This window comes from Rhodococcus sp. A14 (assembly GCF_011603105.1).
In the GTDB taxonomy this organism is placed as follows: domain Bacteria; phylum Actinomycetota; class Actinomycetes; order Mycobacteriales; family Mycobacteriaceae; genus Rhodococcus_F; species Rhodococcus_F opacus.
In genome coordinates, this window is sequence record NZ_JAAOQS010000015.1 from 59,778 (window position 1) to 81,383 (window position 21,606).

The window sequence follows — 21,606 nt, forward strand, 5'->3', positions numbered from 1 at the left end:
GCACCCCAGCAAGCAGCGTCGTGCGGGGACGTGTGCGTGAGAGAAGTCAGCGATGAGTTCACCGACCTCGGTTGGTCCCGGAGACTCGTCGGCGCGCGCGTTCCCCCTGTCACCCGCGCAAACGGGGATGTGGCTCGCGCAGCACGTCGACCCCACGGTTCCGGTGTCGGTCGCCCAGTACGTCGACATCCACGGCGATCTCGACCGGAGCGTCCTGACTTCTGCGTGTGTCCGAGCGGCCGCCGAGTTCGAGTCGTTCTTCCTGCAGATCTCCGAGGTCGACGGGCAACCGCTGCAATGGGTGGAACCGAGCCTGGACGCTCCCGTCGGCTACCTCGACTTCCGGGACACGCCGGACCCCGAGGCGGCGGCGCACGCGTGGATGCGCACCGAGACCGCCGATCCGATCGACGTCCAGCGTGACCGCCTGACCGTCTCGTTCCTTCTCCACGTCGGACACGACCACTACTTCTGGTATTCGCGCGCCCACCACATCGCGATGGACGGTTTCGGGTCCGTCACGATGCTCTACCGGATCGCCGCGCTCTACACCGCCGCGGTGCACGGACTGCCACCACCCGCGAGCAAGCCCGTCGGTCTTCGGCGCATCCACGAACTCGAGACCGACTACCGCAACTCCGCCCGCCGGGAGTCCGACCGGGAGTACTGGACCGAGACGATGCGCGGTGTCACCCGCGCGAGCACCCTCGCGCGCGGCTCCGCGCCTGCGACCGCCGGTTCCCGGGACGTCGGCGGAACGTTGACCACCGAGGTCGTCGACCAGCTCGAGAAGTGCGCGGCAGCGCACGGAGTCAATCCTGCGACGCTTACCGTCTGCGCGGTCGCGGGCTATCTGGCGCGAATGACCGGCGAGGACGACGTCACGCTCAGTCTCCCGGTGTCGGCCCGCACGACGGCGGCGCTGCGCCGGTCCGGCGGCATGGTGTCCAACGTGGTGCCGCTGCGCATCACGTCCGCGGGGACGGCGACCATCGGCGATCTGGTGTCCCACACGCGCCTCGTGATGTCGGGTGCCCTGCGGCATCAGCGGTACCGGCACGAGGACATCCGCGCAGACCGGGGAAGCGCCCTGTCCGGGCCGCGACTGTTCGGCCCCGCCGTCAACATCATGCTGTTCCCCGAGGAGTTGGAACTCGGTTCGCTGCGGAGCCAACTGCATGTGCTGTCGTCGGGTCCGATCGAAGACCTCCTGGTGAACCTGTACCGGTACGGTCCCCGCGGACGTGTGCACCTCGATTTCAAGGCGAACCCGCGACTGTATTCGCAGGATGAGCTCGAGGGGCACCACACGAGATTCCTGCGGTACTTCCGGCACTTCCTCGACGCCGATGCCGCCCACCCGATCGGGGAACTCCCGGTCCTCACGGAGAACGAAACCGCGGCGTTGGTCCCCTTCCCCGGACCGCCCGACAGCGTCCCGGTCACGCTCGCCGACGTGTTCCGCGCGGCCGCACAGCATCCGGACGCGACCGCCGTCGTCGGCGCCGGCCGCACGATCAGCTACCGCGAACTCGACGGGCGATCGGATCGGATCGCTGCGACGCTGGCACGGTCCGGCGTCGGGTCCGGCGACATCGTCGCGGTGGCTCTGCCCCGGTCCTCCGACTACGTTTGCGCGGTCTGGGCCGTCGCCAAAACGGGGGCCGCCTTCCTTCCGGTGGATCCGAACTACCCGGTCCCCCGTGTTCGGCACATGCTCGACGACTCCCACGCGGCAGTCGGGTTGACCTCCGCGGAGTACGCAACCACATTGCCGGGCAGCATCGAGTGGCTACTGCTCGACGAGGCAGGCAACTCGAACGGCCACGATTTCCCCACGCCGGCAATACGACTCGACGACGCCGCCTACCTCGTCTACACGTCCGGATCGACCGGCGTCCCCAAGGGAGTCGTGGTCACGCACCGCGGGCTCGCCAATCTGGCCTCCGCGCAGCGCACCCGACTCGACCTCGACAGTGCGGCGAGGGTTCTGCATGTCGCGTCGCCGAGCTTCGACGCCTCCGTCTTCGAGATGCTGATGGCGTTCGGCTCCGGCGCTGCTCTCGTCATCGCCCCGCCCGCGGTGTTCGGTGGATCCCTATTGGCGCAGCTGATGACCACCGAACACGTCACCCACGCGGTGATCACCCCGTCGGTCCTGGCGTCGATGGAACCCGGCGAGGTCGGAGGTCTGCTGCTGCGCACACTCGTCGTCGCCGGTGAGACGTGCCCACCGGAACTGTTGTCTCGGTGGGCGTCCCGATGCCGGATGATCGACGCGTACGGTCCGGCCGAGACCACCGTCATGGCGACCGTCAGCGAGCCTCTCGCCGAGTCCGGACCGGTCACCATCGGCCGGCCGATCCACGGAACGAGGGCCGTGGTCCTCGACCACCGGCTCCGTCCGGTCCCCGTCGGTGTGGTCGGCGAACTGTACGTCGCGGGGACCGCCCTGGCCCGCGGGTACCACCGCAACGCCCGGCAGACGTCGGAACGGTTCGTCGCCGACCCGTACGGACCACCGGGCACCCGCGTGTACCGCACCGGCGACACGGTCCGCTGGACCCGCGACCACCAACTCGAATATTTCGGACGCAGCGACGAACAGGTGAACATCCGGGGCCTGCGCGTCGAGCCGGGCGAGATCGACGCCACCCTCCTCCGGCATCCGGCGGTGCGATTCGCCGTCACCGTGATTCGCTCGCAGGCGGCCGGCGATCAGCTCGTGTCGTATGTGGTGGGCGCCGACACCGCGACCGAGCAGGAGCTGCTGTCGTTCCTCACCGCCGCACTGCCCCCGCATCTCGTGCCGGCCGCCGTCGTCGTGCTCTCCCACATTCCGCTGACCCCGTCTGGCAAGCTGGACCGCTTTGCTCTCCCCGAGCACGGCCTCCGGTCACGTTCCCGGACCGCCCCCGGCAGTGAGCGCGAACGCACACTCCACACCCTCTACGCCGACATCCTCGGGACGTCCGATTTCGGTGTGGACGAGTCGTTCTTCGCGCTCGGCGGCGACAGCATCATGGCGATCCTTTTGGCCTCCCGGGCACGGAGTGCGGGAATCTCGTTCACGCCGCGTGACGTGTTCGAGCAGCGAACGATCGCCCGCCTCGGCCAAGTCGCCGGAAACGACGTCGGCAGACCCGCCCTCGAGGAACTCCCCGGCGGCGGGGTCGGCGACATGCCGCTCACCCCGGCCGCCCGATTCCTGTTCGACCGGGCCGGCGTCGTCGACCGGTACGCACAGGCCGTGGTGGTGGAACTGCCACGGGGCATGGACGCGGAGAGGTTGCACACGGTGATCGGTGCCGTCATCGATCGGCACGACGCACTGCGGGCGCACCTCGTGCGTGGTTCGGACGGGACGGCGTTTCTCACCGTAAGCCCGGCAGGCGCACCGCTGCCGGAGGACACGATCCTGCGGGTTCCGCTGCCCGCCGACGCCGACCCGGCGCCGCGAACGAGGGACGAACACGAAGCCGCGATCCGCCGGTTGAATCCTACTGCGGGCGTGATGATGCAATGCGTGTGGCTCGACCCCGGACCAGGCGACACCACCCGCCGCGGGCGGCTCCTCCTCGTCGCCCATCACCTGGTGATCGACGGGGTCTCGTGGCGAATCCTGATCGGTGATCTCGCCGCAGCGTGGGCGCAGGTAACGGCGGGGGTACCGCCCACTCTCGCACCGATCGGCACCTCCCTGCGCCGGTGGTCGCACGGCCTGATCGAGGAGGCGCAGCGGCCGGGCCGGTTGTCCGAGCTGTCGTTCTGGCGCACCGTGACTGCCGGCGAGGATCCGCCGCTCGGCACCCGCCCACTCGACGCGCGGCGTGACGTGAATTCCACCGTGGATCGGGTCCACACGGAAGTGTCTGCAGCCGTCACGCACTCGTTGCTGACCGACCTCACGGCCGCATTCCGGTGCGAGGTCAACGACGCACTGCTCACCGCGCTCTACCTCGCCCTCGCGCAGTGGCAGCGCCGGCGGGGACGACCGGCCTCCGCGCCGGTGATCCGGCTCGAGGGGCACGGCCGCGAGGAAGCGGTGCTCCACGGCGCCGATCTCTCCCGCACAGTCGGGTGGTTCACCAGCATCTTCCCGATCCGCCTCGACCTCGGGGACGTCGATCTGGACGAGGCGTTCGCGGGCGGGCGCTCCGCGAGCACTGCGATCAAGTCCGTCAAGGAACAATTGCGTGCGGTGCCCGACAAGGGCATCGGCTACGGGCTGCTGCGGCTTCCGGGAGACGGCATCGGCCAGGTCGCCTTCAACTACCTCGGTCGTCTCGATACCGCGGATACCGAACGCGAGTGGCGCCCGGTGCGGGACGGCACCGCCGTGTTCTCGTCGGCGGAACCGTCGATGCCGGTCACCGCGCTGATCGACATCACCGCGTTCACCACCCACGGCGTCCTCGACGCCACCTTCGCATACCCGACAGGCGCGATCGCGTCCGAGGATGTGCAGGCGCTGGCCGATTTGTGGGAGCAGGCGTTGACAGCCCTCGCCGCGGTGGCGCGTTCTCCGCACGCCGGTGGGCTCACCCCGTCCGATCTGCCGCTCGTCGCCGTGGACCCGAACGACATCGTCGAGTGGGAGCGGGACCGGCCGGGTCTGCTCGACGTGTGGCCGCTGACGCCGTTGCAGTCGGGCCTGCTGTTCCACGCGGCTCTCGCGGGCGCGGACGCCGACCCGTATGCGATGCAGGTGGTCCTGACCCTGTCCGGACACCTCGATCAGGATCGACTCCGGCGCGCATGCATCGCCGTCCTCGCGGGGCACGCGAACCTGCGCACCGCGTTCGTGCGCGACAGTCGCGGTGTCCCGGTGCAACTCGTGCTCGACGACGTGCCGTTGCGGTGGCGGCAGGTCGAGCTCACGGACGGCGACACGGGCGAGGTTGCCGAGGAGATCCTGCAGGGCGACCGCACCGCCCGCTTCGACATGTCCGCCCCGCCGCTGATTCGGTTCACCCTGCTGTCGCGAGGGCCGAACCGCGCCGAACTGGCGATCACCGCTCACCACATCGTGCTGGACGGCTGGTCGATGCCGTTGCTGGTGCGCGAGATCTTCACCGCCTACCAACGCGGCGACGTCCGCACCGAGCAGCCGGATTCGAGCCCGTACCGCGACTTCCTGGAATGGCTGGCGGAGCGGGACACCGAGGCCTCGGCGCGGGCGTGGGCCGTGGCTCTCGACGGCATCACCGAGCCCGCCGCGCCGGCCGAACCCACCCCCACCACGTCGGAGACGGTGCTGGAGCTGAGCGAGGAGGACACCCGAAAGCTGACGGCCCGCGCGACCGAGCTCGGCGTCACGCTGAGCACGATCGTGCAGGCGGCCTGGGGAATTGTCCTCGGGCAGGCGACCGCCCGGGACGACGTCGTGATCGGCGCTACCGTGTCCGGCAGGCCCGCGGACGTCGCCGGGGTGGAGAGTGCGGTGGGATTGTTCGTCAACACCGTGCCCGTGCGGATCCCGCTGGATCCCGGCATCGACACCGCCACACTGCTCGGCCGCCTGCACGCCGATCACATCCGTCTCCTGGAACATCACCATCTGGGCCTCGCAGACATCCAGCGGGCAGTCGGCGTGGCGCCTCTGTTCGACACGCTGGTCGCGTTCGAGTCGTACCCCGTGGACCGCAGCGCGCTGCCGGAACCCGTCGACGGACTCACCCTGGACGGGGTCCGCGCACACGATGCCTCGCACTACGCCGTGACGCTGGCGGCGACGGTGTCCCGGACCCTGCGGCTGACAGTGAAGTGCCGGTCACGCCGGTACGACGGGGCGGCCCTGCTCGCGCGGGCAGGCCGCGTCCTCGAGTGCATCGGCAGGGATCCGCACGTCGTCCTCGGCAGGCTCGATCTCCTCGGCGAGCAGGAGCGCGAGCGGGTTCTGCGCACCTGGAACGCGACGGACGCCCCGGTGCCCTCGCAGACCCTGGTAGACGTGTTCGACGCACAGGTCGAGCGCTCCCCCGGCGCCGTGGCGGTGGTCTTCGGCCCGGATCGACTGACGTACGCGGAGTTCGACGCACGGGCGAACCGGCTCGCCCGGTATCTCGTAGCGAAGGGAGTCGGACCGGAAGCCGTCGTCGGTGTCGCGGCTCCCCGCTCGATCGAGCTTCTCGTCGCGCTGCACGCGGTGCTGAAGGCCGGCGGCGCCTACGTGCCCGTCGACCCCGAGCAGCCGCCCGAACGCACCGCACTCGTCATCGACTCGGCCGCACCAACACTGGTCCTCACGTCCGGTTGCCGGAATCGCACGGTCCCCGACGGAGTCGCCGTCGTGGATCTCGACGTGCTCGACGTCACTGGATACAACCCCCGACCGATCACGGATTCCGAACGACGCGCAGCACTGCATCCGGCGAACGCCGCATACGTCGTCTACACGTCCGGTTCCACCGGCCGGCCCAAGGGCGTGACGGTGACCCACGAGATGATGGTGAACCAGTTCCGCTGGGCGCAGACACTGACGCCGCTCGACGGTTCCGATGCGGTACTGCACAAGACCCCGCTCACCTTCGACATTTCCGCGTGGGAGCTGCTATGGCCCTTGCACACCGGTGCGCGGGTGGTGATCGCCGCACCCGACGGACACCGCGACCCCCGCTACCTCGCGCGCATCATCGAGCAGGAGTCGATCACCACTCTCCACGTCGTACCGTCGATGCTCGATGCCTTCCTGGAGCAGTGCGGGCCGCGGGCGCCCTCGACGCTGCGCCGCGTGTACTCGGCCGGAGAGCCCCTGTCCGCGGCGACGGCATCACGATTCAGGGAACGCGGCGCCGCCGCGCTGTACAACTGGTACGGCCCGTGCGAGGCGGCGGCGGCGACCTCGGAGTCGGTCGACGGCAACGAGTTCGGCACCGCGGTCGCCATAGGCCGACCCATTCACAACATACGTACGTATGTACTCGACAGCCGGCTCCGGCCGGTGCCGGTCGGGACGAGGGGCGAGTTGTACCTTGCCGGTGGGTACTTGGCGCGGGGGTATGCCGGACGCCCCGATCTGACCGCCGAACGCTTCGTCGCCGATCCCGTCGGCGGAACGGGCGGCCGGATGTACCGCACCGGCGACGTGGTGCGGTGGAACGAGTCGGGCCGGCTCGAGTATCTCGGCCGCAGCGACTTCCAGATCAAACTCCGCGGCCAACGCATCGAACCCGGCGAGATCGAGTCCGCACTCACGTCCGACCCGGCGGTGACACACGCGGCGGTCACGGTGCACCGCGACCCGGAAGCGGGAGACCGGCTGATCGCCTACGTCGTGCCCGCGGACGGTGTGCCGCCGGACGAAGGCCGGATCGTCGACCGTCTCACCGGTCTGCTCCCGGCCTACATGATTCCCTCCGCCGTCGTCCCGCTCCCGGCGCTGCCCCTCACCACCAGTGGGAAGCTGGATCGCGCCGCCCTACCGGAACCGGCGCCCGCGCAGTCTGCCTCCGATCCGCCCGCCACCCCCACCGAGGACGTGGTCGCGTTCGTGTTCGCGGAGGTCACCGGCACCGGCCGGGTGGGCCGGAACGACAACTTCTTTGCGGCGGGCGGAAACTCGCTGACCGCGGCGCAGGCCGTCGCCCGCGTCGGAGCGGCGCTGGGAACCTCCGTCGGCATCCGCGAACTGTTCGACCACCCGACGGTCGCGGAACTGTCGGAGTATCTCGCGAAACGAACGCACGCGGTCGAGCGGACGCCCCTGGTCCGCCGCGCCCCGACCGCCCACGTTCCGCTGTCCCTCGCGCAGCAGCGTGTGTGGTTCCTGAACCGGCTCGACGGACGCTCGGCCACCGACAGCATTCCCGTCGTGCTCCGCCTCACCGGCACGCTCGACGAATCGGCTCTGTGTGCGGCGGTGGGTGACGTGATCGAACGACACGAACCCCTGCGCACCGTGTATCCCGAACACGACGGGATCCCCTGCCAGCACGTTCTCCCCGCCTCCGCCGTGCCGGCGTGCACGGTCCGGAGGACGACGGACCCGATCGCCCGGGTCCGCGACCTGCTGTCGGCGGGGTTCGACCTCACCGCCGAACCCCCGGTTCGCACCGAGCTTCTCGCGGTGAACGCCGACGAGTGGGTGCTGACTCTCGTCGTCCATCACATCAGTGCGGACGGGTTCTCGCTGGGACCACTCGCCCGGGATGTGATGGCGGCGTATCGCGCCCGGGCGGAGGGCGACTCCCCGGGCTGGACGCCACTGCCCGTCCGCTACGCCGACTACGCCACCTGGCAGCGTGAACTGCAGGACGGGCAGCGGGGCCTGGCGTATTGGACGCAGACACTGTCCGGACTGCCCGAGTTACTCCCCCTGCCGTTCGACCGTGCCCGCCCGCCCGTCGCGACGCACCGCGGCGCGAACGCCGAGTTCACCATCGACGCCGAGATTCATCTGCGGATTCGTGCTCTCGCGCGGACGCACGACGCCACTCCGTTCATGGTGGTGCACGCGGCGCTGGCCGTCCTCGCGGCCAGGCTCGGCGACACGTCGGACATCGTCGTCGGCGCGCCGATCGCGGGACGCGGGCCCCGCGCACTCGACGACCTCGTCGGAATGTTCGTCAACACACTGGTGCTACGGACAGATGTCCCGCTGCACACCACGTTCGCCGACACACTCACCCACGTGCGGAACGTCGATCTCGCCGCGTACGCCCACGCGGACGTCTCGTTCGAGGAGGTCGTGGAGGCGGTCGCACCCGCTCGGTCCCGCAGTCGCAATCCGCTGTTCCAGCTTGCGCTCGCCTATCACAACACGGCGCCGGTCGTGATCGACCTGCCGGAGGTGTCCGCCGAGATCGTCGAGATCGCTACGCACACCGCGAAATTCGACCTCCAGCTCACCGTCACCGAATCGGTCGACGACGCAGGCGGCCCGGGACCACTGTCGTGCGTCTTCACGTACGCCACCGATCTGTTCGACGACGCCACGGTCGCGGGATTCGCGGACCGGTTCCGGCGCGTTCTGCGGGCGGCGCTCGCACACCCGTCCATCGTGGTCGGCGACATCGACATGCGGGACCCTGCGGAGCAGCAGGCGCGGCACGACGGACCGCCGTCGTTGCCGCAACGCACACTGCCCGACCTGATGTCCGCCGCCGTCCGGCAGAATCCGGGAGGGTCGGCGCTGACGGCGGACGGCCGGTCGATGACGTATCGCGAACTCGACGCCGAGTCGAATCGGCTCGCCCGCGCCCTGATGCGGCGCGGGGTGGGCCCCGAGGCACTCGTGGCGCTCGGTCTGCCGCGGTCCGTCCTGTCCGTCGTCTCCGTGTGGGCCGTCGCGAAGACGGGTGCCGCGTTCGTGCCCGTCGACCCGCACTACCCCGCCGCGCGGGTCCGGTATCTGATGGACGACTCCGGCGCCGCCCTCGGGCTGACCACCGTTGCGGACCGCGAGGCCCTGCCGCACGGTACGAACTGGTTGGTGCTCGACGACCCGGGCTTCCGAACCGAATGTCGCGGTTGGTCTTCGGACCCGGTCACCGACGCCGACCGTGCTCGGCCGCTGGATGCGCGCCATCCGGCGTACGTGGTCTACACGTCCGGTTCGACGGGGAACCCCAAGGGAGTGGTGATCACCCACACCGGTCTCGCCGACTTCACCGCGGAACAGCGGGATCGGTATTCGGTGACGGCGTCGTCGCGCACGCTGCACGCTTCGTCTCCCAGCTTCGACGGCGCGGTGCTGGAGATACTGCTCGCGCTCGGTGCGGGCGCCTGCATGGTGCTCGCACCACCGATGGTCCAGGGCGAGAACCAACTCACGGACCTGCTGGCCCGCGAGCGGGTCAGCCACGTGTTCACCACACCGACGGTTCTGGCGACGGTCGACCCGCGCGGCCTGCACGACCTGCGGGTCGTCGTGGTGGGCGGCGAACCCTGCCCACCTGAACTCGCGGCGGTGTGGGCCGAGCAGGCGCAGATGTTCAACGGATACGGTCCGACCGAGACGACGGTCATGACGAGTATCAGTGATCCCTTGGCGGCCGGCGGGCCGGTCACCATCGGCCGCCCGGTCCGCGGCGCCGCCGTACTCCTGCTGGATTCGCGGCTGCACCCGGTTCCGACGGGAGTGGCCGGCGAACTCTACATCTGCGGGCCGGGTGTCGCCCGCGGCTACCATCGCAGGCCCGCGCTGACCGCCGCACGCTTCGTCGCCTCCCCGTTCGGCACAGCCGGGGAGCGGATGTACCGGACGGGCGATGTGGGTCGTCGGCGTCGCGACGGGTCGATCGAGTATCTGTACCGCAACGACTCGCAGATCGAACTACGCGGCGTCCGAATCGAACTCGGCGAGATCGACGCCACCCTCCTCACCCATCAGGCCGTGAGATTCGCGGCGACGGATGTGCGTGAACTCCGGGACGGCGTCGAGGTTCTCGTGTCGTACGTGCTGCCGGCTCGGAACGAGACGGTCGATCCGGATCAGCTGATCCGCTACGCGGCGACGCGCCTGCCGACCCCGCTGGTGCCCGCGATCGTGGTCGTGGTGGACGCCGTCCCGCTCACCGTCAACGGGAAACTGGACCGCTCGGCGCTGCCCGACCCCGTTCCCGCGGCAACCGAGTTCGAGGCCCCGCACACGCCCGCCGAACGGGTGGTGGCGACAGCGTTCGCCGAGGTGCTCGGACTCGACCTCGTGGGGCGGGACGAAAACTTCTTCGCCCTGGGCGGCAGTTCCCTGTCCGCCACGCGCGTTGCGTCCCGGATCGGTGCCGCACTGGAGACGACGGTGCCGGTACGTGCAGTGTTCGACTCGCCGACCGTCTCCGCGCTCGCTGTGGCCGTCAACGAGCAGACCGGCGGCGCGACGCGCGTCGCCCTGACCGTGCGTCCGCGCCCGGCCCGCGTGCCGCTGTCGCCGGCGCAGCAACGATTGTGGTTCCTCGCCCGCCTCGCCCCCGGCTCCCCCGAATACAACATCCCGATGGCGTTGCGGCTCACCGGAACACTCGACGTCGCCGCCCTCACCGCGGCCGTCGCGGACGTGATGGGCCGTCACGAACCGCTGCGCACCCTCTACCCCGACAGTGACGGTGTCGCGTACCAGCAGGTGGTCCCGGTGTCGCGGGCCGCTCCCACTCTCAGTCCGACACCCGTGTCCCGCGGTGACGTCGCCGCGCGGGTTGCGACGTTCGCGTCGAAGGGTTTCGCCCTGGGCGCCGAACCGCCGATCCGTGCCCGGCTGTTCGCCCTCGCCCCCGACGAGTGGGTGCTCGCCGTCATGGTCCATCACATCAGCGCGGACGGGTTCTCGGTGCCGCTGCTCGTCCGCGACGTGATGACCGCCTACGAGGCGCGGGTTTCGGGCGAGGCGCCGCGGTGGGCCGAACTTCCCGTCCAGTACACGGACTACACCCTGTGGCAGCACGAACTACTGGGCGACCGCGACGATCCACAATCCGTTGCCGCGCAGCAACTGTCGTACTGGAAGGACACGTTGTCGGGTGCGCCGGAACAGCTGTCCCTCCCCGCCGACCGGCCACATCCCGCGATCGCGTCGCACCGCGGCGGCACAGTCGAGTTCGCGCTCGACGACGTGCTCTACCGTGCGGTCGAGCACACCGCTTCAGCCCTAGCCGTCACCCCGTTCATGGTCGTGCACGCGGTATTCGCGGTGCTCCTCGCGAGGCTCGGCGGATCCACCGACATCGTGATCGGCACCCCCGTCGCGGGACGCGGGGACCAGGCCCTCGACGACCTGGTGGGCATGTTCGTCAACAACCTGGTCCTGCGCACCGAGGTGATCCCCGCGGAAAGCTTCGCGGAACTGCTCGGCCGCGTGCGGGAGGACGACCTGGACGCGTTCGCGCACTCCACCGTTCCGTTCGAGACCGTGGTCGAGGTCCTCGATCCCGCCCGGTCACGCGCACGCAATCCGCTGTTCCAGGTGGCCCTGGCGTTCCAGAACCTCGACCACACCGCGCTCACCCTCCCCGGACTGCGGGTGTCGGCGATGACTCCCCCTACCCGGTCGGCCCGATTCGACCTGCAACTCACCGTGACCGCCGATCCGGACCCGTCGACGGAACGCACCCGGCGTGCGGCGGTGTTCACGTACGCCACCGATCTGTTCGACCACCACACCGTCGCGAACATCGGCGAACGCTTCATCCGGACGTTGAGCGAGGCCGTCGCACAACCGGATACGGCCGTCGGCGACCTCGCCCTTCTCGATCCGGACCCGGATGTCCCCACCGCTGTGCCGTCCTCCGGGGAGACCCTCGTCGATCTGTTCGCGCGGCAGGTCGCCAGTTCGCCGGACGCGATCGCCGTCGTCTCCGGAGATCGTGCGCTCACCTACCGTGAACTCGACGAGCACGTGAATCGACTGGCCCGCCACCTGATCGGCGCCGGCGTCGGCCCGGAGTCCATGGTGGGACTGGCGATTCGCCGCTCGGTCGACCTCCTCGTCGGAATGTATGCCGTATCGAAAACAGGAGGGGCGTACGTGCCGATCGACCCCGATCAGCCCGCACAGCGCAATGCCCAGATCATCCGGTCCTCGGACACACGCGTCGTCCTCACCACCGAGCGCGACCGGTTCGACCTCTCCGACGTGCTGCCCACGGAGACACAACTGGTCGTCGTCGACCGACTGGACCTCTCCGGTATCGATCCGTCGCCGATCTCCGATCTGGACCGGATCGCGCCCCTGCGAGCGCAGAACCCCGCGTACGTGATCCACACGTCGGGATCGACGGGTACCCCCAAGGGTGTCGTCGTGACCCATGCGGCCGTCGTGAGCTTCCTGAGTTGGCGTCAGGACACCGATCCGCTCGGCGCGGACGACACGGTGATGCTCAAGTTGCAGTACACGTTCGACGCCTCGGTCCGCGAATTCTGGTGGCCGCTGATCGCCGGTGCGCGGCTGGTGATCGCTCGACCGGACGGCCACCGCGACCCGCGGCATCTCGCCGAGCTGGTCGGACGGCACCGGGTGACCGCAGCATACTTCCTTCCCCTCATGCTGGCCGAGATCCTGGCGATCCCCGACGCGGACCTGACGTCACTGCGGCAGGTGTCGTGTGGTGGCGAGGTCCTGCCGCCCGGCACGGCACACAGTTTCCACGCGCGGTGCCCGGACGCGACGCTGTACAACGAGTACGGCCCGACCGAGACGGCGGTCGCCGTGACCCGCACGGTCGTCGGCAACGTGGACGCGACCGTTCCGATCGGTGTGCCGCAGAACGGCGTCGGCGTGCTCGTGCTGGATTCGCGGCTGCATCCGGTGCCCGTCGGCGTTCCGGGCGAGCTCTACCTGGCGGGTGCCCAGTTGGCGCGCGGCTATCTCGGACAACCGGGGGTGACGGCCTCCCGATTCCCGGCCAATCCGTGGGGACCGCCCGGTCAACGGATGTACCGGACCGGCGACGTGGTGAGTCGTCGCCGAGACGGCACGATCGACTACCTCGGCCGGCGCGATCTCCAGGTGAAAATCCGCGGTCAGCGCGTCGAACTGGAGGAGATCGAGACGGCACTGCGACGCGATGCCGCCGTCGCGCAGTCCGCGGCGGCCGTGTACGAATCAGCCGGCACCGGCGTCCGGCTGGTCGGCTACGTCGTGCCGCGGCCGGACATGGTGGTGGATACCCGCGCCGTGTCGGCGGAACTGGCGCAGCGACTGCCCCGGTACATGGTGCCCAACCAGATCGTGGTGCTGGGGGCGCTACCGTCCACACCCCACGACAAGCTGGATCGACGGGCGCTTCCGGATCCGGGTGTGCCACGGGCGCAGCGGTTCCGCCCCCCGACGACCCGCACCGAGAAACTGGTCACCGCGGTGTTCGCGGACATTCTCGGCACAGGTCTGGTGGGGCTGGACGACAATTTCTTCGAACTGGGCGGCAACTCACTGTCCGCGACCAGGGCTGCGTCACGACTGCACGCCACGACTCGGGTCGAGGTCCGGCTCGAATGGTTCTTCGCCGACGCGACCGCGGAGAGCATCGCCGCGCGAATCTCGTCGAGTTTCGCCGCGGCCTCCGACACCTCCACCGGGCTCGAGGTGCTGCTGCCGCTGCATCCTGACGGCGGACGCGAGCCGCTGTTCTGCATCCATCCGGCCGTCGGGTTGGCCTGGTGTTATGCGGGATTGAGTGCGCATCTCGGCCCCGACCGCCCCGTCTGGGGTGTGCAGTCCCCCGCCGTGACCGTGCCCGGCGAACGGTTTTCGTCGATCACAGAGCGGGCCCATCGATATGTGGAGGAGATTCGCCGTGTTCAACCGCGGGGGCCGTACCACCTGCTCGGGTACTCGGTGGGTGGCGTGATCGCGCACGCGATGGCCGTCGAGCTGCGGTCGCTCGGCGAGGAGGTGCGTGTGCTCGCGATGATCGACAGCTACGCGTCGGCGGAGCGGGACACCCCGGCGCCGACACTGCCGGAACTGCTTACGGAATTCGGCGGTGGGGCGTCGGAGCAGCTCGGGCCGGAGCAGCTGACCCGGTTGTACGAGGACTACGTCGACGTCGTCGACGCTGCCGCCGACTTCGTTCCTGGACACTTCGACGGGAGCCTGGTGTTCTTCGGCGCGGCCGGGGACGGATCCCAGCCCGTGCCGGCGAGTACGACGTGGCGGCCGTGGATCGACGGGGACGTCATCGCGCACACAGTCGACCGCCCTCACGCGCGGATGACCGACCCGGAAGCGCTGGCCGTCATCGGACCGATCCTGGCCGAATACCTCGCGGGCGCGTCAGCCACCGACGGGACGGAGAATCCACCAGCCACCCAGCGCGAGACAGCCCAGCGTCACGAGTAGGGACAGACCCACCCAGACGATGCCGGGCACGCGGGTGAGTCGCGCCAGCTGATCCGCATCCGACTCCGGGGCCGCGCCGCGGGCCCGTTGCCGCTGCAGTTCGAGGACCGGGCGCGGCGCGGCGACGAGCATGAACAGGGTGATCAGATACGCCGCGGCCACCTGCTGGTCCTGCGTCCCGAACCACACGATTCCGAACAGCAGCGCCCCGACCACCGTGAGGGAGAACAACCCGTACAGGTTCCGGACGAGGATCAACATGGCCGCGAGAGCGACGACGCCGATCCACAGCACCGCGACCGCGTGCTGGGTACCCAGCACGCGGGCCGCGCCGAGCCCCAGAACGGCGGGACCCACGTAGCCGGCGAACGTCATGAGGACCACACCGAGCCCGGTCGGTTTACCGGACGAGATGGCCACACCCGATGTGTCCGAGTGCAGCCGCACCCCCTTCAGCGTTCGACCGAACAGCAGGGCGACCACCAGATGCGCGCCCTCGTGCACGATGGTCACCACGTTGCGGGTGACTCGCCAGGCGTGCGGTTCGAGGACGAGTATCACCGCCACCACCGCCGTGACCTGAACGATCCAAGGAGCCGGCGCGGGGCTGACGGCGCTCATGCGCTCCCACAGCGATTCAATTCCATTCATCGGCGCCGAGTGTACGGCGACCGGCTGATCACTCCCTGCGTGCCAGCTGTGGAATCAATCCGCCCGCGAGCACGTCGTCGACCTGACGTGGGGACAGCCGGTGACGCACCGGGATCTCCACGTCACGGGTCGAGTCGAACAGGGTCAGGCGGGGGCCGGAACGAATGGCGTCCCGAACTCCGTCGAGGACCAGCACGTCGTCCTGCCGGATCGTGTCGTAGTCGTCCGGGTTCTCGAATTCGAGCGCGAGTACACCGAAGTTGGCGAGGTTCTGCCAGTGGATACGGGCGAACGAGGTGGCGATCACCGCGTGCAACCCGAGGTAGCGCGGGGTGATCGCGGCGTGCTCACGCGAGGACCCCTGCCCGTAGTTGTCACCGCCGACGATGAAATGCCCGGTGGTCTTCGCCGTCTCCTCCGCGCGCGCCGGATAGGTCTCGTCCACCTGGGTGAACGTGAACCGGGACAGCTTGGGAATGTTGGAACGGAACGGCAGGGCCCGCGCCCCGGCCGGAGAGATCTCGTCGGTGGAGATGTTGTCCCCGACCTTGAGAAGTACCGGTGCCTCGATGCGGTCGGGCAGGGGCGGAAACTCGGGCAGGGACGAGATGTTGGGCCCCTTCACGAGTTCGACGTGCCGCGCTTCCTCTTCCGGCAGCGGAGCCACCAGCATGGCCGTGTTGACGGTGGCCTCGTCCGGAAGCGTGATCTCCGGGTACGGCATCCCCGCTTTCTCCGCCCAGTCCCGCGGGTCGGTGATCACCCCGGTGAGAGCCGACGCGGCCGCCGTCTCGGGTGAACACAGCCACACGGAATCCTCACGGGTGCCCGAACGACCCGGGAAATTGCGGGGCATCGTCCGGAGGGAATTCCGGCCGGTCGCCGGCGCCTGGCCCATGCCGATGCAGCCCATGCACCCGGATTGATGAATTCGCGCGCCTGCCACGACGAGTGCGAGCGTGGCGCCCATCTTGGTCAGATCGGAAAGGATCTCCCGCGAACTCGGATTGACGTCGAAACTCACGCTCGGGTCGGTCTGCCTCCCCGACACCATGGCCGCAGCGATCGCGAAGTCGCGCAGCCCGGGATTGGCGGACGACCCGATCACCACCTGGCTCACGTCCTCACCGGCGACCTCCCGGACCGGCACCACGTTTCCCGGCGAAGACGGTTTCGCGATCAGCGGCTCGATCGTCGACAGGTCGAGGTGTTCGTGCACGTCGTATTCCGCGCCCGCATCGGCGAGCAGTTCCACGAAGTCGCCTTCCCTGCCCTCGGCGCGCAGGAAATCGCGGACGGCGTCGTCGGCGGGAAAGATGGACGTCGTGGCGCCCAGTTCGGCGCCCATGTTCGCGATCACGTGACGATCCATCGCCGTCAACGTCGCGAGCCCCTCACCGTGATATTCGATGATTCTGTTGAGCCCGCCCTTGACCCCGTGGCGGCGGAGCATCTCGAGGATGACGTCCTTCGCCGAACTCCAGTCGGGGAGCCTGCCGGTCAACTCCACCCCCCAGATCTGAGGCATCCGCAGGTGCAGGGGCTGACCCGCGATCGCCATGGCGACCTCGAGCCCACCGACGCCGATCGCGAGCATGCCCAGCGAGCCCGCCGCCGGTGTGTGCGAGTCGGACCCGACCATGGTCTTGCCGGGGACGCCGAAGCGCTGCATGTGGGTGGGATGAGAGACCCCGTTGCCCGGCTTCGAGAACCACAACCCGTACCGCAGGGCGGCGGTGCGAAGGAACTCGTGGTCCTCGGCGTTCTTCTCGTCGGCCTGCAGCAGATTGTGGTCGACGTATTGCGCGCTCAACTCGGTCTTGACGCGATCGAGGTGGAGCGCCTCGAGTTCCTGCATCACCAGGGTTCCGGTGGCGTCCTGGGTGAGCGTCTGGTCGATCCGGATCGAGATCTCCTCGTCCGGTTCCATCCGGCCGTCGAGGAGGTGTGCACCGATGACCTTGCGGGCGACAGTGTCCGACATCGCTGATCCCTTCGTCGTACCTCCAGGATGCGCCGGAGCCACGGCGAGGGCCAGCGTCCGGAACACGTTCTGCACTCGACAGGACAATCTTCGGCTTTCTACGCAAATTCGTAGAGAGAGCTAGATTCCGCTAGTCGTGCTGCGCCCGCAGGTACTTGCCGAAGTGCGGCACGGTGAATCCGATCGACCCGCGCTCGGCCGAATAGATCAGGCCCTTCTTGATCAGCCCGTCCCGCGCCGGTGACAGCGACGCGGGTTTGCGGCCGAGCTCGGAGGCGATCGCCGACGTGGCGACCGGTCCGTCGTCCCCGGAGAGGTCGGCCATCGCCCGCATGTACTCCCGCTCGGCAGGCGTCGCGCGCTCGTACCGTGACCCGAAGAACCCGACCGCGAGTTCCTCCTCCGCGGTCGGCGCGGCCACCCGCACGTCCTCCTCGGTGATCGGGCTGGCCGCGGCCACGTCCCACGTCGCCTTGCCGTAGGCCTGGACGAAATAGGGGTAGCCGTCGGCCGCGGCGTACAACGCGTCGAGCGCCTCGTCCGTGAACTTCACGTCCTCCCGCTCGGCGGGCGCGATCAACGCCCGGTCGGCCGACACCCGGTCCAGCCGGTCGATGCGGTGGTAGCTGAACAGCCGCTCCGAGTAACTCTTGGACGCCGACAGCACCGCGGGCAGGTGCGGCAATCCGGCTCCGACCACGATCAGCGGCGCCGCGTCCTGGCTGAGCTCGTGGCAGGCCCCGCACACCGCCGAGACGTCCGCGGCGCCGAGGTCCTGCATCTCGTCGATGAACAGTGCGATCCCGACCCCGACGTCGCGGGCCAGGGACGACGCGTCGAGCAGCAGTTCCACCAGGTCGATCTCGATGTCCCCGGAATCGGCGCGGCCCTTCACCGCGGGGGCGTCGATGCCCGGCTGCCACCGCTCCCGCATGCCCTTGTCGGCCGTCGCCCGCAGGGCGAACGACTTCAGGACGCCGAGGAACTCCTCCACCCGGTCGGGGTCGCGGTGCGAGCCCGCGATCTCCCGAACCGCCATGTGCAACGCCGACGACAGCGGCCGCCGCAGATCCTGATCCGGTCGGGCCTCGATCTTCCCCGTTCCCCACCGCCGCGAGATGGCGGCCGACCGCAGGTGGTTCAGCAGGACCGTCTTCCCGACGCCACGCAGACCCGTGAGCATCACGCTGCGTTCCGGGCGACCGCGCGCGATCCGCTCGAGCACCACGTCGAACGCGTCGAGCTGCCTGGTTCGGCCCGCGAGCTCCGGCGGGCGCTGTCCCGCGCCGGGCGCATAGGGGTTACGGACAGGGTCCATGGCCACGAAGGTAACAACCTCTGTTGCCGAATCTGCGCTCATCTAGCGCGTGTCCTAGATCCCGCTATGGAGTCCTAGCCGGGGTGGGGACTTCCGCACCCTTCGGTGCCTATCGACTATCGCGCGTTCCCCCGAGGCTGGATGCAGCACCAGGAACAGGGAGAACACCATGATCGAGTTGGACGCCAGAGCCGAGTTGGAACGCCTCGCGCCGCACGCAGCGAAGGGCGACGAGGACGCCGTCGAAGAGGTTCTCCGCATTGCGCACCCCCTCGTGCACCGCTACTGCTCGAGCCGGCTCGAGTCGGTGGATCACCCGCACACCACCGCCGACGATGTCACCCAGGACGTATGCCTCGCGTTGATGAGCGCCCTGCGGACGTACGAGAACCAGGGGAAATCGTTGCTGTCGTTCATCTTCGGCATCGCCGCGCACAAGGTGTCCGACGCGCGGCGCCGCGCCACCCGGTTGTCCGTGCCGCAGACCGCGCGCGCCGCCGCCGCACACCACGTGGTGGACGTCGAGGACGGCCCCGAGCATCACATCCTGCGCGGTGAACTGCGCGGCGAGATGGGCCAGCTCGTCGAGACCCTTCCGGTCCGGCACCAGCAGATCCTCTTCATGCGCGTCATCGTGGGAATGTCGGCCGAGCAGACCGCACGGGTCTTGGACACCACACCGGGCGCCGTCCGCGTCGCCCAGCACCGGGCGCTGAGCCACCTGCGGGCGCGGATCGGGCGCGGGCCCGCCCGCTGAGAGTTCCCGCTCCGTCGTTGCCAACTGCCGGGCCGAGTGGTCCGATGGATTCATGAGCGCACCCGACACCGTCCTGGTCGCGATCGGAACGAAGAAGGGTCTGTGGCTGGCCACCAGCCGCGACCGCGCCACCTGGTCGCTGTCCGGCCCGCACTTCCTGATGAACGAGATTCCGAGTATCGGGATCGACACGCGGGGTGGGCGCACCCGAATTCTGGTCGGGGTCCGGTCCGAGCACTGGGGTCCCACCGTCGCGCACTCCGACGATCTGGGTTCCACCTGGACCGAACCGGATCACGGCGCCATCCGCTTCGGCGACGGAGACGGCGCCGCGCTCGAGCGGGTGTGGCAGCTCCGGCCCGACACGGACGACCGTCCGGGCGTCGTGTGGGCGGGGTGCGAACCCATCTCGGTGTGGCGGTCGGTCGACGGCGGCGAGCATTTCGACCTCGAACGCGGGCTGTGGGACCATCCGCACCGGCCGGAGTGGGGATCCGGATACGGCGGCGCCGCAGCGCATTCCGTCGTACCACATCCACAGGACGAGAACACGGTGCATGTCGCGATGAGCACCGGAGGGGTCTACCGCACCACGGACGGGGGTGCGTCCTGGGAGCCGCGCAACACCGGGATCACGGCCTACTTCCTGCCGGACCCGAACCCGGAGTTCGGTCAGTGCGTCCACAAGATCGCCCGCGACGCCGTCGCCCCCGACCGGCTGTACGCCCAGAACCATCACGGCGTCTACCGCACCGACGACAGCGGTGACACGTGGAAGTCGATCGCGGACGGGCTGCCGACGGACTTCGGATTCGTGATGCTCACCCACCCGCGCCGCGAGGGAACCATCTGGGTCGTTCCGATCGAGGCGGACCGTGAACGAATCCCACCCGACGGCCGGCTGGCCGTCTACCGGAGCGAGGACGCCGGGAACAGCTGGACCCGCCTCGACAGCGGGCTGCCGGAACGCGACTACAACGTGGTGCTCCGCGACGCCGCCGCAGTGGACACCGGCGACCCGGTCGGCGTGTATTTCGGCACGCGCGGCGGCGAGGTGTACGGGAGCGCCTACGAGGGCGCCACGTTCGGCACGGTCGCGGCGCATCTGCCCGACATCCTGTGCGTGCGGGCCGCAGTGATCGCGTCATGAGTGAGGGCGTCACCGTGCGGGTTCCGCGGGCGCTGGCGTCGATCGTCGGCGGTGAACGGTCCGTACACGTGCCCCTCGACACCGCCTCGCCGCTGTCCCACGTGCTCGACGTTCTCGCGGGCGAGTTCCCGATTCTCGGCCGCCGGATTCGCGACGAGACCGGCGCCCTGCGGCGGTACGTCAACGTCTACGTGGACGGCGAGGACGTCCGGCTCCTCGGCGGTGTCGGCACCGAGGTGACGCCCGGGCAGGAACTGCAGATCCTGCAGTCCGTGGCCGGCGGCTGAGCGCGACTACTCGGCCAGCTCGATCGCCACTGCCCGGGTGGGAGCTCCGTCGCCGGCCTCCAGAGCGATCGGCAGGAGGCTGAGGAGCGGGTCGGGGAAGTCGATCCGGTCGAGCCGGCACAGATTCTCGCCGATCACTCCGCCTGCGTCGGCGATCAGGTGGTGAACCGGGTATCCGGCGTCGGCGTGCTCCCCGTCCGGCGTCTCGTCGATGCTCGGGGCATCGAGGCAGAACGTCCGCACTCCCCGGTCGAGCAGCAGCGCGCCTGCCGCGGGGTCGAGGAACGGATGTGTGTAGTAGGCATCCGTTCCGTAGTGGCGAGACCACCCGGTATGGAACACGGCGATGTCGCCCGGGCCGGCGTCCTCCGCCCGGGACATGATCAGGTCGCGGGTAATCCGCTGCCGCGCAACGAGCTCGCGCAGGTCGAACACGACGCCCCGTCCGACGAACAGCTCCGGCGCCAGCCGGTCGACGGTCGCGGCCCCCGCCTTCAGATGCGCCGGGGCGTCGACGTGCGTCCCGGACTGCGAACCGATCCTGACGTCCAGCACGTTGTAGCCGTCGCGTTCGAGGGTGCAGTGCCGGATCAGCGTCGGCACCGGGTCGCCGGGATACACCTGCATCCCCGGACCGATGGTGTGTGACAGATCCACGATTTTCCGCACGTGTGGCATCGCTCGAT

General features: G+C 69.4%; 8 protein-coding genes. 4 read left to right on the forward strand and 4 right to left on the reverse strand.

Features of this window, described 5'->3' with window-relative positions; all coding sequences use genetic code 11:
* Positions 1-52: 52 nt before the first annotated feature.
* On the forward strand, positions 53-14,773 hold the full coding sequence (locus G9373_RS11275) for a non-ribosomal peptide synthetase (protein ID WP_167115143.1): 14,721 nt from the start codon (positions 53-55) through the stop codon (positions 14,771-14,773).
* Here the strand turns inward: G9373_RS11275 and G9373_RS11280 are convergent.
* The 3 genes from G9373_RS11280 to G9373_RS11290 form a co-directional block, all read right to left on the reverse strand.
* A complete protein-coding gene (locus G9373_RS11280) occupies positions 14,708-15,424 on the reverse strand; it encodes a M50 family metallopeptidase (RefSeq protein WP_120660444.1) in 717 nt (238 codons plus the stop codon). The two genes, G9373_RS11275 and G9373_RS11280, sit on opposite strands and share 66 nt — an antisense overlap.
* A gap of 28 nt (positions 15,425-15,452) precedes the next feature.
* Positions 15,453-17,408 carry an aconitate hydratase gene (locus G9373_RS11285; protein ID WP_054246362.1) on the reverse strand — a complete coding sequence of 652 codons (1,956 nt, stop codon included), beginning with the start codon at positions 17,406-17,408 and terminating at the stop codon, positions 15,453-15,455.
* A gap of 130 nt (positions 17,409-17,538) precedes the next feature.
* Entirely contained in the window at positions 17,539-18,726 is a 1,188-nt protein-coding gene (locus tag G9373_RS11290; RefSeq protein ID WP_005258779.1) for an AAA family ATPase, read from the reverse strand.
* Positions 18,727-18,895: 169 nt separating this feature from the next.
* Here G9373_RS11290 and shbA point away from each other — a divergent pair, with 169 nt between their 5' ends.
* Genes shbA through G9373_RS11305 form a run of 3 tightly spaced genes read left to right on the forward strand, consistent with a single transcriptional unit; the run spans position 18,896 to position 20,920 of the window.
* Positions 18,896-19,483: an RNA polymerase sigma factor ShbA gene (gene shbA, locus G9373_RS11295; protein WP_167115146.1), complete on the forward strand. Its 588-nt coding sequence runs from the start codon at positions 18,896-18,898 to the stop codon at positions 19,481-19,483.
* Between the two features lie 52 nt (positions 19,484-19,535).
* A complete protein-coding gene (locus tag G9373_RS11300; protein WP_167115149.1) occupies positions 19,536-20,633 on the forward strand; it encodes an exo-alpha-sialidase in 1,098 nt (365 codons plus the stop codon).
* Positions 20,630-20,920, forward strand: a complete 291-nt coding sequence (locus G9373_RS11305) for a MoaD/ThiS family protein (RefSeq protein WP_005258785.1) — start codon at positions 20,630-20,632, stop codon at positions 20,918-20,920. The genes G9373_RS11300 and G9373_RS11305 overlap by 4 nt, the downstream gene beginning before the upstream one ends.
* Before the next feature lie 6 nt (positions 20,921-20,926).
* Here G9373_RS11305 and G9373_RS11310 read toward each other — a convergent pair whose 3' ends face one another.
* On the reverse strand, positions 20,927-21,598 hold the full coding sequence (locus G9373_RS11310) for a cyclase family protein (protein ID WP_167115152.1): 672 nt from the start codon (positions 21,596-21,598) through the stop codon (positions 20,927-20,929).
* Positions 21,599-21,606: the final 8 nt, after the last annotated feature.